The sequence below is a fragment of the Paenibacillus sp. VTT E-133291 genome (assembly GCF_002264395.1).
Taxonomy (GTDB): Bacteria; Bacillota; Bacilli; order Paenibacillales; family Paenibacillaceae; genus Paenibacillus_AQ; species Paenibacillus_AQ nitricinens.
Genome location: NZ_NFVA01000001.1, coordinates 91,364 through 108,488 on the forward strand (window position 1 = coordinate 91,364; position 17,125 = coordinate 108,488).

Genomic DNA, 17,125 nt, shown 5'->3' on the forward strand with positions numbered 1-17,125 from the left:
ATAAGGGGAGATTAGGATGCGCAAACGCATGGGTAGATTTCAGATCGTCCTGATAGCAACGCTATTGCTAGGACTGATTATGTCCGCATGTAGCTCAAGTGGTGGAAATACGTCGTCCAATGATGGAAATCAAAGTAAAGACAACAACACTAGCACTAACACAGAAACCGCGAAAGGTGAAGATGAGGTTACACTCAAATTCTATTTTGGTGGGGATAAAAAAGCTGCCACAGACGAGGTTTGGTCCAAGATCAGCGATTATGTGAAATCCAAAGGTCTAAACGTAAAGTTCTCTGTGAATTTCATTCCGTTTGGAGACTTTAAGGAAAAAATGCTAGTCATGGCCGCATCCGGGGACAACTGGGATATGAACTTTGATGGAGATTGGCTCTCCTATAAGCAAATGGCGGCGAAAGGCTCTTACATGGCCTTGAATGATCTGCTTCCAAAGTACGCACCTAACCTTGAGAAGAAGTACCTCGAACAAGGAACATTAGGAGCTGCAACGGTTAACGGACAAATCGTAGGACTTCCATGGACAATGAAAATGAATGAACGTAAATTTGCCGGCTGGCGTTCAGATCTGGCTGAAAAAGCTGGCATTAACATCGCTCCGGATTCGATTCAAACGATTGAAGATGTCGACAATCTGCTTCGTGAGCTGAAAAAGGCTTACCCGAACGAGAAACTTTCCCGTACTACACCACTATCTTTGTATTATATCCGCGATGAATGGGTTGATCTCAACTTCCATGGGTTAGGCTTCTATCTGAGTGATCCGAAAATTACTATTCAATCTGTTGAACAACAGCCGTTCTTCCTCGAAGCTTCACTTTTGGCGAAAAAATGGTATGACGACAAACTGATCAACAGAGACGCTATGATCGATAAAGAAGGTGCAGAGGACCAATGGAGAAATGGTAAACTGCTCTTTACGGTAACCTCTCATGAATGGGCTTACGCAGATCCAGGCTTTTCCGATGCCAACTATAAACAAGGAATGTCACTTATGTATCCAGACAAGAAATATGTTAACCGAACAGCGCTCGCTAATGTTGTTGCCATCAATGTAAACTCCAAACACCCAGACCGGGTTCTGCGTTTCCTCGATATGGTGGAGACCGATCAGACGCTGTATGATTTGTTGCAATATGGTATCGAAGGCAAAACCTATGAGCTGAACGGTGAAGCAGCGGATTATCCAGAAGGCATGCAGTCTTCTACGAGCAATTACATGGAGTGGGGTGGACAATGGGCATTCTGGAAACCACAATTCATGCGCCCAACTACAACCTATGCTAAAGATTTCTGGGTAAAGGAAGCCGATTTTGCTAATCAGCCTAACAATGTCAATTCGCCTATCGATGGATTGTTTATTGCCGAAGACGCTATGAAGAATGAAATAGCTAAACGTGATCAAGCCACCGATGAGCTCAGCAGACCGATTGAATACGGGATGGTGAAAGACGTTAATAAAGCTGTAGCCGATTATGTGGAGACTCAAAAGAAAAACGGACTAGATAAAATTATTACCGAAACTCAGAAACAAATAGACGCTTATCTTGCTGCCAAAAAATAAGGTTTAGGGCAAAGGGGAAGCCGCCTTCATCGGCGGGCTTCCTCTTTTTTTGAAATGAACAACTAATAATCCTTGGAGGTGCGTTACTTGCGTATACATCAATCCCGGTCAAAGCTCAGCGTACAGCTATCCCGAATATTAGCGATTCTGCTCTTTGTGTCCTGTATTCAATTTCCACTAAACTCAGCGAAGGCCGCGTCAGAATCCGTGCATATTAGTCTTGGAGAAATACCTACGGAGAATGGGATTACTGCTAGAGCTGGAGATTCGCCAGCTGGTCTGAAGACCGGAACAGTTTCAGGGGTCACTTATTGGGAGACAGGAAAAGATCTGGCAACTAGCTACATCTATCTAGATGTAGCTGATGAATTCTTGTACAACAGTGATGATTATGATGTAGATGTTACCGTTGATTATTATGATGAAGGCAATGGAAAGTTCCTACTGCAGTACGATGCGCATTCCGCGGCGTTCAAGGATGGAGAAGTATTTCAGTATGGCGACTCCAAGACCTGGAAGAGCAAAACGTTTACCTTAAAAGATATCCGGTTCGCAAATGGAACTAACGGTACGGATATGCGGCTTAGTGTTGAAGGTGGAGGGATAGATGCAGCCTCAAACCGAGATTTAAAGGTTGCTGCGGTCACGGTTACAAAGAAGCTGAAAGCGGATTCACGAAATGGCGTTAGCATCAAGCTGGGAAATCAAGTGGTATCCGACGGAATTGCGGCATTACCCGGTGATGGACCTGCTTCGGGATTACAAACGGGAATTCTGGATGGTAAAGACTATTGGCAGACCAACCAGTCCGTGAGTGCCAGTGATCCGGGGCAAAATATTCTCTATTTCTATTTCAATGTAAATGATGACTATTTATTTCAGAATAAAACGCAAGATGTATTCGTTACCGTAGATTATTATGATCGCGGCAATGGAAGCATAGTGCTGCAGTATGACGCGGAATCAGCCCCATTCAAAGATGCTCCATTGTACACTTACAAGAATACGAATAGCTGGAAAAGCTATACGTTTAAGTTAAGCGATGCATACTTTGCGAATGGCACGAATGGTGCAGACTTTCGAATTGGTGTAAGTGGAGCAGGGGCTCCAACCAATAATCCTGAGCTCTATCTCTCCTCAGTGACAGTCAACAAAACATTGAGAACAGCAATAGATGCGCAGACTAAAGTATATTCTACTAATTACACAACACAGGATGTCGTTATTGCTGATAGTAATGTGAAGGATTTTGGCGCTAAAGGGGATGGGATAAAAGATGATACGCAGGCCTTTCAAGATGCACTGAATGCAGCAGGCAATCGTGGAGGTGGCGTTGTTTTTGCACCGGAAGGACATTACAGGATGAATGGGAGTCTAATCATTCCTACTGGAGTTACGCTCCGCGGGGATTGGATAAGCCCCGATGATGTTAACAAGGAAGTGAAGGGGACCATTCTTGACGCTTATGGCGGCAAGGGAGAAGAGGAAGCACCTAGCTTCATTCAGCTTTCTCCTTCCAGTGGAGTAACTAATCTATCGGTTTGGTATCCGGAACAATCAGCTATACATCCGTCAGGATATCCGTGGACGTTTGAACAGCTTTCGGGCGATAGTGCAACGATTCAGAACGTGACCTTAGTTAACGCTTATAAGGGTATCAAGATCGGACCGATCTGGAATGAACTTCATTATATTAAAAATGTATATGGCACTGTTTTAAATACAGGGGTTTTCCTTGATTTCACAACGGATATCGGACGCATAGAACATCTTCGTCTAGCTCCAGATTATTGGTCTGGTTCAGGACTGGCGGGATCGCCTCAAAAGAATACGTTAACAGAATATCTTGTTGCTCATGCCGAAGGGATTGTTATGGGACGCTCTGACTGGGAATACATGTCAGATGTATTCTTGTCCGGCTTCAAGACAGGTCTGCGCATGACAAATCGAACCGACAGTCTAGAAACTGCAAATGCGCAGCTCTACAAAATCAATATTGAGAACAGTGAGACCGCACTCAAAATTGAAGGTGTCAATGATTATGGTTTGTTGATCTCTGATAGCAGCTTCAAGGCGGATGCGGGAGAGAACCCGGTAGCAATTCACGCTACAACCGGCTTTCGATCTATCGTTCAATTCAATAAAGTAACCGTAGGTGGTAATCCCCATCAAGCAGTTCTTAATGAAGGAACAGGTGTACTTTCTTTCGAGAACAGCAGTTTTGAGAATTGGGATGACCAATCTGGAGGATATGCGATTACAGCAAAAGCCGGTTCACTTATCCTTGGCCAATCTACTTTTGCCAAACCAACACATCATGTTTTGTTACAAGGAACTGCAGCAGAACTGAATGCAATCAATTCTGGGTATCAAGGTAAGCTGCAGGTGCAAAATGAGAGCGACGCCGCGCAATTGAATATTCATTGGGATGAGAAATACAATCTGGAGAAGTTGCCTGAAGTAGCCTCTCTCGATTTGGCTCAACAACCGAAACCTACAACTGTGGAAATGTACAATATAACAGATCAGCCTTATGGAGCAGATAAAAGCGGACAAAGCGATGTCTCGCCGATTCTACAGCAAGCTTTAAATGATGCGAAACTAGCTGGAGGAGGTACAGTTTACTTACCGGCTGGGATCTACCGCGTGAATTCGGCAATTACGATACCAAGTGGAGTGGAGCTGCGGGGTTCTTGGGATGTGCCTCACCACACGATTGGTGGCGGAACGGTACTATTCACCAATTATGGGGAGAATGATCCGCAAGGAACACCACTGATCACATTGGAAGCTTCCTCCGGGGTCAGAGGCTTGTCAGTATATTATGACCAGCAGGATTGGAACACTGTAAAGCCTTATTCTTGGACGATCCAAGGGAAAGGTCATGGCGTGTACGCCATCAATACTACCTTGATCAACTCCTATCAAGGCGTCGACTTTGGCAGCTATGATACGAGTGGACATTATATTGATTATGTTGCCGGTTCTCCTCTAAAAGAAGGGATATTCATCGGTGGTGGAGCAGAGGGAGGCATGGTTCGCAATGTCCAATTCAACCCGCATTATTACGGAAGAAACAATTACCCGAATCACCCGGCCAATGATGCTGACTTCAACAAAGTCTGGAACTATCAGAAGGATAATTTGGATGCATTTCGCGTCGGACATGTGAAGCAGGAAACCATCTTTAACACATTTGTGTATGGCTCTATGTATGGTATTCATTTCGAGGAGCAGAATGGCTTTGGTCCTGAAGCAATTGTTATCGGTCACGGAACGGATGGAAGTAAAAAAGGGGCGGTGATTGACAGTGCTGGGCCTGCGGGACTGTCTCTAATCAATACCGAGCTCGTATCCATGAGCACCTCTGATAAAGTTTATGTGGTAATCGGCGAAGATTTCGATTCCAAAGTGACGTTATTCAACACCTCTATGTGGGGAGACACCACTCGTTCGATCGATGTTCATGCTGGAAAGGTTCGAATTCAACAAGCGAACTTCACGACTGTCGGAGAGCGGGGGATTAATGCTCTAGGTGGTGATACTACGCTGTATAATTCTTACTTCCAGCAGCCACGTACTACGCATGTTTATGCTGGACCTGATATTGATAAACTTGTAATTACGAACAATATTTTTAAGGGTGGCATGCAATTTGTTAACGAAGCCGTAAATAAAGTGTTTGGCACCAATCTGGTTCCGGTTGCACTAAGTCTTAAGAGAACTCCATTTCATGCTGACGAACCGGAAAAAGCAAACAGCGTGCTAACTGTGACTAATGTGACCAGTGAACAGACGCTGAGTGGGCGCATTGAGTTGCTACAGCCTTCCGTTTATGCCGGCAGGTTCAAACCTGTCCGCTTCAAAGAAATTGCTTTAGGGCAGTCTTTGGAAATGGATCTCCCTTACTTGTCGAGTGATACGCTGAAATACCGCGTTACACTGGATGATGGCTATACTTACACAACCTCTGTCCGATTGGCGCAATCATTTGCCGAGCGACATGGAGTGGAATCAGCGGTTGCTCCAACCATCACATTGTCGAGTATCGACCATTATTCCAGTGTCGGCGGGCAATGGAAGGGTACAGACGATCTCAGCGCACAAGCCAATGTAAATTGGGATGCACAGAATTTGTACACAACTATTGTAGTTCAGGATGATGTGCATGCACAGACCTGGAATGGCGGAGATATTTGGCAAGGTGATAGTTTACAGCTTGGTATAGACCTGTCCAAGAAGGACGGTTCATCCAGTAAAAATGTGAGTGAATTAGGCTTTGCCTTGAACAACCAAGGTAATGTCAGCAAATGGAGATGGAGAGCACCAGAGGGCGTACAGACTGGAGCGCTGAATAACGTTCAGGCGGATATCACTCGTGACGAGGCGAATCATCAGACGACTTATAAACTGACGCTTCCGTTTAGTGAACTACACAAAGCTGGTTATACGTTCTCACCCTCAGATGTAATTGGTTTTACGGTATTGATCAATGAAAATGATGGAGCAGGGCGTTCAGGGTTTATGGAGTTCAATCAGGGGATTGGCTCCAGTAAGGATGCTACGCTGTATGGAGAACTGATCCTGCTGAATCGTGATTATTCAGAGATCCTTGCACAATCTGCTACGGCACAGGTTGCTCAAGCGGAGATTCATAAGGATGCCTCACGACAAGATACTGCCGCTAATTTTGTAAGCCTATTACCTGATGGAAGGGTGAAGACTGCATTGGTTGCGAGATTGGCTTCTATCGGAGTGCCGGGTAAACCAAATCCAGATCCAGATCCAGATCCCGTGAAGCCAACACCAGGACCTGGCACAGAAACACCAGCACCAGTTCCATCCGCTACCCCTAAGCCTAGTAATAACGTATCAATCACTCTACGAGCCGATGGTATTGTTGAAGTGAAGATCTTACCAGTTCTTGATCCCCTATCGAAAAGTGCTAACGCTGTAGTCACAGCGGAAGAGCTTGCCAGAGCATTCGCACAAGCAAGAACTGATAAAAATGGAGTAAAGCAGGTAGCGGTTCAGATAACAGCAGTTAATGGGGCTGTAGGATATGGTATTGAATTGCCTTCAACATTCGTAGCGAGTGGTACTGCAGAGCAAACACTCGAGCTTGTACTGCCAACAGGTACTCTTTACCTGCCGGGCAACTTACTGGCATCTATCCGAAAAGATCTCGATACGACGGTTACTTTCTATCTGCGAAATGCAGACCGTATGAAATGGAGTAAAGACATTCTGGATAAGCTGGGTAAACTTCCAGCAGTAGAACTTACAATTGTTTCAGGTGGCAAAATCGTTTCTTGGAGTGATAAGAATTCTTTGCTTACATTGGCGATTCCCTATAACCTCCCAGCGAGCGAGGTCAATAAATCTTCCAGTCTAGGCGTCTTACAAATTCTTCAGGACATGAAGACAAAGGTTGTACCCGGTGCAAAATATAAAGAGGGTGCTGTAGTCTTTAAGGTGCAGGATCTGGGGCAATATGTGGTATCGTTCAATGCTCTATCCTTCACAGATTTAGAGAATGTACCGTGGGCACAGGATGCTATAGAGCAATTAGCAGCTAAAGGGATTATACAAGGTGTTTCAAACACAGCCTTTCAACCGGCAGCACCTATAAAACGGGCCGACTTTGTGAAGCTGCTTGTGGATACATTGGGTCTAAGCGTCTCAGAAGCAACACCGTTCAGTGATGTGAACCCAAGTGCTTACTATGCTGAGGCAGTTGAAACGGCTAAAGCGCTGGGTATTGCAACCGGAGTCGGTACCGGAAGATTTATGCCAGATGCGATCATTAGTCGGGAAGATGCAGCCGTCTTCATTGTTCGAGCTTTGAAACTCAAAGAGTTACTCCTGACACCACTAGGGGAAGTCAAACTGAGCAGCTTTAAAGATGAGAGTCACATTTCCGGTTACGCGCATACCAGTATGAACATGTTAGTAGAGGCAGGTTTGTTACAAGGAAGTGGTAGTCATCTGAATCCTTCAGGTAAGCTAACCCGTGCGGAAACCGCAGTCCTTCTGTATCGGATTTATAACTTAAAGTGAAGTCAGTATTTGCCATAGCAAAGGAAGCCGAGTAATTATAAAGCTTCTGATAATTAAAAAGGCGTCCTGAGCTGTTGTTTAACGACAGTCTGGGACGCTTTTTGCTTTCTGCCATTCTACAATTAAATAAGAGGATAGAAATGGGATGGAAAGTTTAATAACGCCCCGTTTGGAAGTGTCGATGATTGCATTAAAATAGAAGCGACACATAAGGGGATGGTGAAATCATGGCAAAAATAACAGGAATAAAATGCATCCGCACCAGACACGATGGAAGCTGGACTATTGTGAAAGTAACGACGGATCAGGACGGTTTGTACGGAGTTGGTTCCGCATCAGATTTGTACAATCCCGAGGCTGTAGTTCAAGTGGTTGAACAACTGCTTGCACCACTACTTGTGGGTCGTGACCCGGCAAATATTGAAGATCTTTGGCATCTCATGCATATGAGCGGCTATTGGAGAAATGGTGCGATTATGAACACGGCTATCGGTGGCATTGATATGGCCTTGTGGGATATCAAAGGCAAGGAAGCGAAGCTGCCAGTCTATCAGTTACTGGGCGGTGCCTGTCGTTCGGCGGTGCCTTGTTATGGCCATGCGGGTGGTGCCGATATCACAGAGCTTAAGGAAGAGGTTCATAAATTTATAGAAGAAGGATACACCGTGATCCGCGTCCAGATGGGAGGATACGGAGGCGGTGGTTTTGTTAGCGGAAAGGAAGCGAACCTCCCAGTCTTTCCTTGGAGCAGTGGTCCTGTATTTGACGAGCATGCTTATCTGACTACCATTCCTGACATGTTCGAGAAGCTCCGTGTGGAATTTGGTTTAGGGGTTCAGTTTACGCATGATGTTCATGAGCATCTTTCACCTATCCATGCGATCCAACTTTCAAAACGTTTAGAGCCATACAGCCTTTTCTATTTAGAGGATGCACTTGCACCCGAGCAGATGGGCTGGTACCGTCAGCTTCGACAACAGAGCGCCACACCGCAGGCGGTAGGGGAGTTATTCGTGAATCCGCAGGAATGGACAGGACTTATGCAAGAGAAGCTGATTGATTTTATTCGGGTACGAGTCTCCAAGGCAGGTGGCATCAGCGCATGTCGTAAAATAGCTGCACTGGGTGAAATCTACGGCGTCCGTACAGCCTGGCAAGAAGGTGGCGAGAATGATCCGGTGAACCAGGCCGCTGCAGTGCATCTGGATATGGCAGTCTGGAATTTCGGCATTCAGGAAATCAATCATTTCAAGGAGAAGGAGTTAGAGGCTTTTCCAGGTCATATCATCAGACATCGTGGGTATCTGTACCCCTCTGACAAACCGGGACTCGGTATTGATATCGATGAAGTGATGGCTAAATCTCTTCTCAGAGAACAATGGAATTCTAGTTCATATCATCGGCCTTATCCTCTGGACCGCAAAGCGGACGGAACGTTGGTTCGCCCTTAGATTCAGAGAAAAAAAGCTGATAAAGGAGGTATATTGAAATGAACACTATTGCAGTTACGGGTGGAGGGGGCAAACTCGGCTCTCAAGTGATCGGGATGCTCCAAGAGCAGCATTATAATGTCGTGTCATTAGATAATCATCTGTCAGATCGAATCCGTTGTAAGCAGGTTAAAGTCGATCTAAATGATTTCGGGCAAGTGGTGGGATCGCTAGAAGGCGTAGACGCTATCGTTCATTTGGCAGCTATACCTGCTCCGATTCATTATCCACACGCTTATATTTATGCGAATAATACGGTGGCTGGGTATCATGTGCTGGAAGCGGCTTCGCTCTTGGGTATTCAAAAAGTAGTCATGGGCTCAAGTGAGTCCTCTTACGGGTTTGCCTGGGCTCCACAACCATTCTCTCCGCACTATTTTCCGGTAGATGAAGAGCATCCCCAGCTGCCGCAGGAATGTTATGGTCTCTCCAAGGTTGTCAACGAACTGACCTCCGAAATGTTTCACCGGAGAAATGGTATGCAGGTGACCTCACTCCGATTCTCAATGATCACTGGCCCAGGAGATTATCGACATTTAGCGTTAGCCAAACCGGAGACATTCAAACATATTTTATGGAGTTATATTGATATTCGCGATGCAGTTAGCGCTTGTATGGCCGCTTTAGATGCGAAGCTTAATGGAGCCATTCACCTGAATATCACTGGAGATGATACATTAAGTGACCGGACAACGGAAGAGCTGCTGAAGAGCTTTTACCCTGAAGTCGTAGATTTGCGTAAGCCATTCCTAGATAGAGAGGCTATCGTTAGTAATGCTTTAGCTAAACAGCTCCTGTCTTGGCAACCAAAATACTCATGGTCTAATACAGAGTTAGAGTAGCATCCAATCAAAAAACAAATTTCAGGAGGTATTTAGCGTGACTTACAACAAGCAAGAACTATATGTCGAAACGAATCAGAAAACATCCTTGAACCCTGTAATTACGTCTATCTATACAGCAGATCCATCAGCCCATGTCTGGAAGGATGGCAAGATTTATATTTACGCATCTCATGATATGGACCCGGCCAGAGGTTGTGATCTTATGGACAGATATCATGTTTTCTCCTCTCAGGACATGGTTAATTGGTTGGATGAAGGCGAAATTCTTAGTTCGGATGATGTCTCTTGGGGCAGACCTGAAGGCGGTTTCATGTGGGCTCCAGACTGTGCGTACAAGAACGGAACCTACTATTTCTATTATCCCCATCCAAGTGGTTCAAATTGGAATGATTCGTGGAAAATTGGGGTAGCGACCAGCAAGAAGCCAGCCAGTGATTTTAAGGATCAGGGATATATTCCGGGGCTTGGCGGGTTCGCCTTGATTGATCCATGTGTATTAGTGGACGAAGAGGATAGTGCCTATATGTATTACGGCGGGGGCAGTGTATGTCTAGGTGGGGAATTGAGTGAGGATATGTTGTCTCTGAAGAATGGAATGACCGAAATGGAAGGACTAGAAGATTTTCATGAAGCAGCCTGGGTATTTAAAAGAAAGAATCTGTACTACCTCACCTATGCCGATAACTTAGAAGACAATAATAGAATGAGATACGCAACCAGTGAGAATCCGTTAGGTCCGTGGACGTACAGAGGAATCTTTCTGGAGCCGACCGGTTGTTCAACAACGCATGGATCTGTGGTGGAGTTCAAGGGGAAATGGTATTTGTTCTATCATAATCAAGCCATTTCTGGAGAAGGCAATCTGCGCAGTGTGTGTATCGATTACCTAGAATTTAACGAAGACGGTACGATCAAGACGGTTATCCAGACCAAAGAGGGCGTCTCTTCGCTTGGAGCTGCACCGGAAGCGAATCCTTATCTTAAGACGTATCCTGCAGCCGAGGGAATCGTTTTTGGAGGAGCAGAAATACAGACACTGGCATCGGGTCAGCAGGTGGTGAGCCACTTACAAACAGAAGGTTCTTACGTTCTCATCAATAATGTAGATGGAGGTGAAGGGGGAAGAGCGTCTATAGAACTTCAATATGCTACGCGTGAACGCCTGGCAAAAGTGAGATTATACGTCAATGATAAGGATTATTCCCTCCTGAATGCCCTATCCACAGGTGGTTCTCAGGAATTTAGTAGAAATACGAATATTACAGTGAATTTATTGCCGGGTGCTATCAATACGCTCAAAATTAGTGGTGGCCATGGCGAAATTAGTCTTAATCAAATTTCAGTTAGCCCACTCTTAGGATAAAACGAATGCTATTCTAAAAACAGGACCGCTAAATAACAAAGGATAATCTCATAGCGTGCTTGAGATCACCCTTTGTTATTATTTTAAATTTCGGGATGACAGAACGACCGGAATCAGGAATAAAGCAAGGAGGCCACCACCAGTCATTGTCATAATTGCGATCATAATAATTTGTGTTAAGACCATTACAGTGGCTCTAATAATAACGCTCTTTTTATTGATAGAAGCTGTATGAATTCGTTCTAATCTTGGACCTTTGTTCCAAGCGAAAAGCATTAACCCCCTTTTGTTGTTAATAATTCGATTGCCTCCACGGATATTAAACAGTAAGGTCCTCTACAATAAGCGACTGCATCACAATTTGAAGGTAAGGATACAAGCTTCTCTTTTAATTCTTCAATAGGAATAGATATAGCCCCTGGAATATGTTCCTCATCATATTCTTCCTTCGGTCTTACATCCAGCAGCAAAACTTCACCATTATCCATACGGTTTTTCAATTCGATCAAAGACAATCCATCCATCTGAAAATGCTTGTTTTGAAATTCTTTTTGAATTAGTTGTACTTGAACTAATTGTTTCTCAGATAAACTATGCAACGTGCGTATGAAATCAGTTATCGAAGAGTCAGCTAATTCATAAAAAATCAAAATTTCCTTGCTTCTTGAAACTTACTAGCTTTGCGTTGTGTAGTGTCTGTAAATGCTGCGAAACATTAGCAACCGTCATTTGCGTATTTTTAGCTAAACCTTTTACGGATTTTGGACTTTGAGATATATAGTCAACTAATTTTTGCTTTGTGAATTACTCGTTATTAAATTAGTGAATGGTCTAAACTAAAATTATTATATTAATAAAGTTAATTATTATATATATTCCAGTTTTCCAATGTACTATAATGATATAGATGCATTGTTAGCATGTTATTAAAGGAATGAAGATTTCAAGAAACAACCTATAGAATTGAACAACAGGAGGAAATAAGTTGAGCACACAGAATGTGGGAATTCCATTAGAAGGTTTTGCAGAATTTAGCCGGACAGTAGCCGCAGAAGGTGCAGTGCTGCTGAAGAATGACAATCAGGTATTACCGCTTGGCGCAGGCGATAATGTTGCGATTTTTGGCAGATCCCAAGTGAATTATTATCGAAGTGGTACAGGTTCCGGCGGTAGTGTCCATGTTACTTATACGACCAATTTATTGGATGGTCTTCGCACTAAGAAGAACTTTACAGTTAACGAAGAACTGGCAGCGGTTTATGAAAAGTGGATTGAGCAGAATCCATTTGACAACGGTGGAGGCGCATGGGCTGCAGAACCTTGGCATCAGAAGGAAATGTCTTTGAACGATGTATTGGTATCCGAGGCTAGAAACAAATCCAACAAGGCTGTCATTGTAATCGGACGTACAGCAGGAGAAGATCAGGATAATGCCGACGCTCCGGGTAGTTATCAACTAACGAATGATGAAAAGGCAATGCTGAAGCAAGTAACTACATATTTTGAGCAAACGATCGTTGTTCTGAATGTTTCCAACATTATTGATATGAACTGGATGAACGATGAAAGCTATAAATATCCGATTTCAACTGTGATTTATTCATGGCAGGGTGGTATGGAAGGCGGAAATGCGATTGCAGATGTGCTGTCTGGAGAGGTAACTCCTAGTGGTAAACTGACGGATACAATCGCATATTCCATCAATGATTACCCGTCAACACAGAATTACGGAAACGAATTTATGAACTTGTATCAGGAAGATATCTATGTAGGATATCGTTACTTCGAGACATTTTGCCCAGATAAGGTTCAATTTGAATTTGGTTATGGTTTATCTTATACAACTTTTAGTATCGAGCCAGAAGAAGCTAAATTGATGACCAAAGAAGGCGAGTCTTACATTGAAATCGGCGTAACCGTTACCAATACAGGAACTACCTTTGCTGGTAAAGAGGTTGTTCAGGTCTATTATGAAGCTCCGCAAGGTAAGCTCGGTAAACCAGTTAAAGCTCTGGTGTCATTCGGTAAGACAAAAGTCCTTGAACCAGGTGAAGCTCAGCGCCTTACCGTGAGTTTCTCAGCTCAGTCGATGGCTTCTTATGATGACGCAGGCGTGACAGGGCATGCTTCTGCCTATGTTCTCGAAGAAGGTACATACCGCTTGTATGTGGGAACTAGTGTTAAACAAGTGGTAGCAGTCGGCGTTGAGGGTAAAGATGGCTACGTTGTAGAAACTCTTCAAGTTGTGGAGCAACTGCAAGAAGCTCTTGCGCCTACAGAAAGCTTCACGAGAATGATGCCAGGCACTCAGAAGTCGGACGGTTCGTACGAGATTGTTTATGTTGAAGTTCCTAAACGTAAGATTTCGTTAGCTGAGCGAATTGAAACTAATCTTCCAGAGACGATCTCACAAACAGGTAATAAAGGATATAAATTAAGAGACGTATATGAACAGAAGGTTAGTATGGAAGCTTTTATTGCCCAGCTCAGCGATGAGGATTTGGCTGCAATTGTACGGGGCGAAGGCATGAGCAGTCCTTTAGTTACACCGGGAACGGCCTCTGCATTTGGAGGCGTAAGTGACAGTTTATTTAATCTCGGAATTCCGGTTGCAGCTACAGCTGATGGTCCTTCAGGGATTCGTATGGATAGCGGTGCTAAGGCGACTCAAGTTGCCATCGGAACACTTCTTGCAGCTACATGGAATGCGGATTTGGTCGAAGAGCTTTATGTTCTGGAAGGACAAGAATTGTTAAGAAATAACGTTGATTCCTTGCTTGGACCTGGCCTTAATATCCGACGCAGTCCGCTTAATGGGCGTAACTTTGAGTATTTTTCAGAAGATCCGTTGATCTCTGGAGTGTTTGCTGCTGCATGTACTCGCGGTATTCTGAAAGGCGGCTCTACCGCTACGATGAAGCATTTCGCTTGTAATAATCAGGAGAAGCACCGCAGTAAGGTAAACGCCGTAGTGTCTGAACGTGCGCTTCGTGAGATTTATTTAAAAGGTTTTGAAATCGCGGTGAAGCAGGGCGGTTCGAATTCTATCATGACTTCCTATAATCCAGTTAACGGACATTGGGCGGCTTCTAATTATGATTTGAACACCACAATCCTTCGCGGGGAGTGGGGCTTTAAAGGGATTGTAATGACAGACTGGTGGGCGATCATGAATGATGTCGTTAATGGCGGACCAGCAGATCGTAAATTTACAAACTGGATGATTCGTGCACAAAACGACCTCTATATGGTTGTCCCTAACTATGGTGCGGAAATTAACGGATGGAATGATAACACCATTGAGTCCTTGGAAAATGGTACGTTAACCCGTGGAGAGCTGCAACGTTCTGCTAAAAACATTTGTGAGTTTATCATGAATGCACCTGTATTCTCTAGGAAACAGGAAATCGTAGAAACAGTGGAGTCCTTCAAAGCTAATCCTTCACTTTCTGGACAACAAGCTCAATCGTTATCTCAAAATCCACAGGTTAAACCTGTCGTAGAAGGATCGACTAGCTTTAAAGTAGAACATGCTGGTCAATACCGTATCCTGGTGCATATCATGTCAACCGAACCTGAACTGGCTCAAAGTGCATGCAATGTGTCTGTGAATGATCAATTGATGACAACCATTCAAACGAATGGTACTGAAGGTCAATGGATTAGACAAAAGCTTGTGAAAGTTGAGCTTGAAGCAGGTCTTTATGATATGAAATTAGAGTTCATCAAACCAGGTTTGCAGATCGATTGGATTGAATTCAATAAAGTCGACTAGGTATCACGTGTTTTATTATTAGATAGATCGTTAATACCGTTTATTTCTAAAAACCGCGATATTTTTCGCGGTTTTTTTGTTGTACCTATTGTTGCATGGAACCGCTAGTAACCACTTCTGATGGGAGTAGGTCACGTCATTAATGCTGTGAATGATTTCCGTAAAGACCTTTGTATTCTGTTGGCGTGCATTTTTTGTGATTTTTGAACACGCGGTTAAAGGTGGGAAGACTCTCAAATCCGTTAAGAGGAAAGAATTTCTCGGTACATCATCAATGATGTGCGGGCTTCTTGTAGTTTAAATTACTTTACAAATACTTGTCTGCATGTCCTAGCCTTTGTTCGAATAAGTTAGAAAGTAGGACAGGACAAACCATAGGTGGAGATGCGTAGAAATGGCGATGCGTAAACAAAGCTTTATTCGTGGAACGTTCATTTTAACCGTGTCGGCATTTTTTACAAAAGGGCTCGGATTTTTAAATGGCGTCTTGCTGGCACGTTTCTTGGGAGCCGAGGGGGTAGGGCTGCTTATGATTGCTCATCCACTGCTTCCCTTGTTTATTACGCTGACAGAGCTGGGGCTTCCTGTTGCGATTTCAAAGCTTGTCTCAGAAGCTGAGGTTAAGCAGGATGAAGCGCGAGTGAAGCGTATTCTCACAGTATCCTTAAGCATTACGGGTACATTGAGTATTATTCTAACTTTAGTGGCTCTATTGGGTTCCAAATGGATCGCGTCGGTTTTTCTAGCCGATCAGCGGGCGTATTATGCTATGGTCGCTATAACGCCGATCATTCCAATTATTGCGATGTCAGCTGTACTGAAAGGTTATTTTCGTGGGAAACAGAACATGAACCCGCTGGCCTTTTCGGATATTATTGAGAATTTGGCGCAAATCATTGTCATTATCGGTGTTGTCAACGTTTTGCTGCCTTATGGGATTGTCTATGCAGCTGCGGGCGCTATGGCGGCTTCCGTGATCGGCGAAGGTTTTGGTTTGCTCTATTTATTTTCTGTCTTCAAATGGGCAAATCGAGGGAAGATCAAAACCTCCCCACCGCCTCCATCAAGTCTTTCACCCAAAGGAGACAGTACGTTGAGAGATCTGCTGCGCATCGGCTTACCGATGACAGGCAGCGGTTTTATTCATTCCCTCTATCATGCGTTTCTCCCACTGCTGATTACGAAAAGTCTAGTCCTGTTTGGTGTAGGTGTTGAGATGGCGACCAAGCAATTCGGACTTCTGGCGGGATATGCTCTCCCGATGTTGTTTCTTCCCAGCTTCTTCACACAATCGTTGTCCACTGCATTAATACCGGCAATAAGCGAAGCGAGTGTGAGCAATAATAGTAAGCTTATGCATAGTCGGATGGATATGGCTATGCGATCGGCGCTTATTGTAGGTCTCCCATGTACAATCATCCTGTACTTATGGGCTGTACCATTAACTACTATGATCTATCATTCGCCAGAAGCGGGTGAGCTGCTAAGGCTGATTGCACCCTTGTTTTTACTTTATTATTTTGGAGCGCCATTGCAAGCGATTCTGCTTGGTTTGGGGAAAGCCTCAACCGTCATGTGGAACCATATTCTTACGAATGTTTTTGAAGTGATTACGATCTTTGTTCTCGGTTCTAATATTGGAATCCAAGGGGTTGCTATAGGGTTCGGACTGGGACTCATGCTGCTGACACTGTTGAATTTTTTGTCTGTGGCAGGAACGATCGGATTTTATTTTGATTTTCGCATTGTATTCAAGGTGGGTGCAGGAGGGATTGTCATGACGATCTGCGGGTTGACGGCTCACGGTATTCTGGAACGAATGGCTCTGGGGCAGTTCCTTGAACTATCCGGAGCGCTATTCGTTTCGTTGATCACCTACGCAGCAACATTGCAAGTCACCCATGCTTGGGAAAGAGCAGCGAAGCCTCCAACGATTACACCTGTTTCTTGAATGAGATATAATTAGGGAATAACGTTATTTATAGAGAGTCACATTAGATTAAATCTGATGTG

Annotated in this window: 9 protein-coding genes and 1 pseudogene; 7 read left to right on the forward strand and 3 right to left on the reverse strand. The window is 44.2% G+C overall.

The features are described from left to right. Positions 1-16 precede the first annotated feature (16 nt). From CA598_RS00410 to CA598_RS00430, 5 genes are all read left to right on the forward strand, one after another. The gene (locus tag CA598_RS00410) at positions 17-1,579 is read left to right on the forward strand and encodes an extracellular solute-binding protein (RefSeq protein ID WP_094868720.1); all 1,563 of its coding nucleotides are present in this window, start codon (positions 17-19) and stop codon (positions 1,577-1,579) included. A gap of 87 nt (positions 1,580-1,666) precedes the next feature. Beyond that, entirely contained in the window at positions 1,667-7,639 is a 5,973-nt protein-coding gene (locus tag CA598_RS00415; RefSeq protein WP_094874909.1) for an S-layer homology domain-containing protein, read from the forward strand. A gap of 227 nt (positions 7,640-7,866) precedes the next feature. Continuing rightward, the gene (locus CA598_RS00420; protein WP_094874910.1) at positions 7,867-9,090 is read left to right on the forward strand and encodes an enolase C-terminal domain-like protein; all 1,224 of its coding nucleotides are present in this window, start codon (positions 7,867-7,869) and stop codon (positions 9,088-9,090) included. A gap of 38 nt (positions 9,091-9,128) precedes the next feature. Next, on the forward strand, positions 9,129-9,971 hold the full coding sequence (locus tag CA598_RS00425; RefSeq protein ID WP_094874911.1) for an NAD-dependent epimerase/dehydratase family protein: 843 nt from the start codon (positions 9,129-9,131) through the stop codon (positions 9,969-9,971). Positions 9,972-10,008: 37 nt separating this feature from the next. Beyond that, positions 10,009-11,337, forward strand: coding sequence for a family 43 glycosylhydrolase (locus tag CA598_RS00430; protein WP_256990287.1), 1,329 nt, complete (start codon positions 10,009-10,011; stop codon positions 11,335-11,337). 141 nt (positions 11,338-11,478) lie between these two features. Here the strand turns inward: CA598_RS00430 and CA598_RS32820 are convergent. The 3 genes and pseudogenes from CA598_RS32820 to CA598_RS32825 all read right to left on the reverse strand — a co-directional run. Next, a pseudogene (locus CA598_RS32820) lies at positions 11,479-11,571 on the reverse strand (hypothetical protein); the annotation flags it as partial. A 41-nt stretch (positions 11,572-11,612) separates the two neighbouring features. After that, positions 11,613-11,987, reverse strand: a complete 375-nt coding sequence (locus CA598_RS00440; protein WP_256990288.1) for a rhodanese-like domain-containing protein — start codon at positions 11,985-11,987, stop codon at positions 11,613-11,615. Continuing rightward, on the reverse strand, positions 11,974-12,114 hold the full coding sequence (locus CA598_RS32825; RefSeq protein WP_256990299.1) for a helix-turn-helix domain-containing protein: 141 nt from the start codon (positions 12,112-12,114) through the stop codon (positions 11,974-11,976). The genes CA598_RS00440 and CA598_RS32825 overlap by 14 nt, the downstream gene beginning before the upstream one ends. 208 nt (positions 12,115-12,322) lie before the next feature. Between CA598_RS32825 and CA598_RS00445 the strand changes: the two genes are divergently transcribed. Together CA598_RS00445 and spoVB are read left to right on the forward strand one after the other, a co-directional pair. Continuing rightward, on the forward strand, positions 12,323-15,112 hold the full coding sequence (locus tag CA598_RS00445) for a glycoside hydrolase family 3 C-terminal domain-containing protein (protein ID WP_094874914.1): 2,790 nt from the start codon (positions 12,323-12,325) through the stop codon (positions 15,110-15,112). A 394-nt stretch (positions 15,113-15,506) separates the two neighbouring features. Further along, positions 15,507-17,063, forward strand: coding sequence for a stage V sporulation protein B (gene spoVB, locus CA598_RS00450; RefSeq protein WP_094874915.1), 1,557 nt, complete (start codon positions 15,507-15,509; stop codon positions 17,061-17,063). Positions 17,064-17,125: the final 62 nt, after the last annotated feature.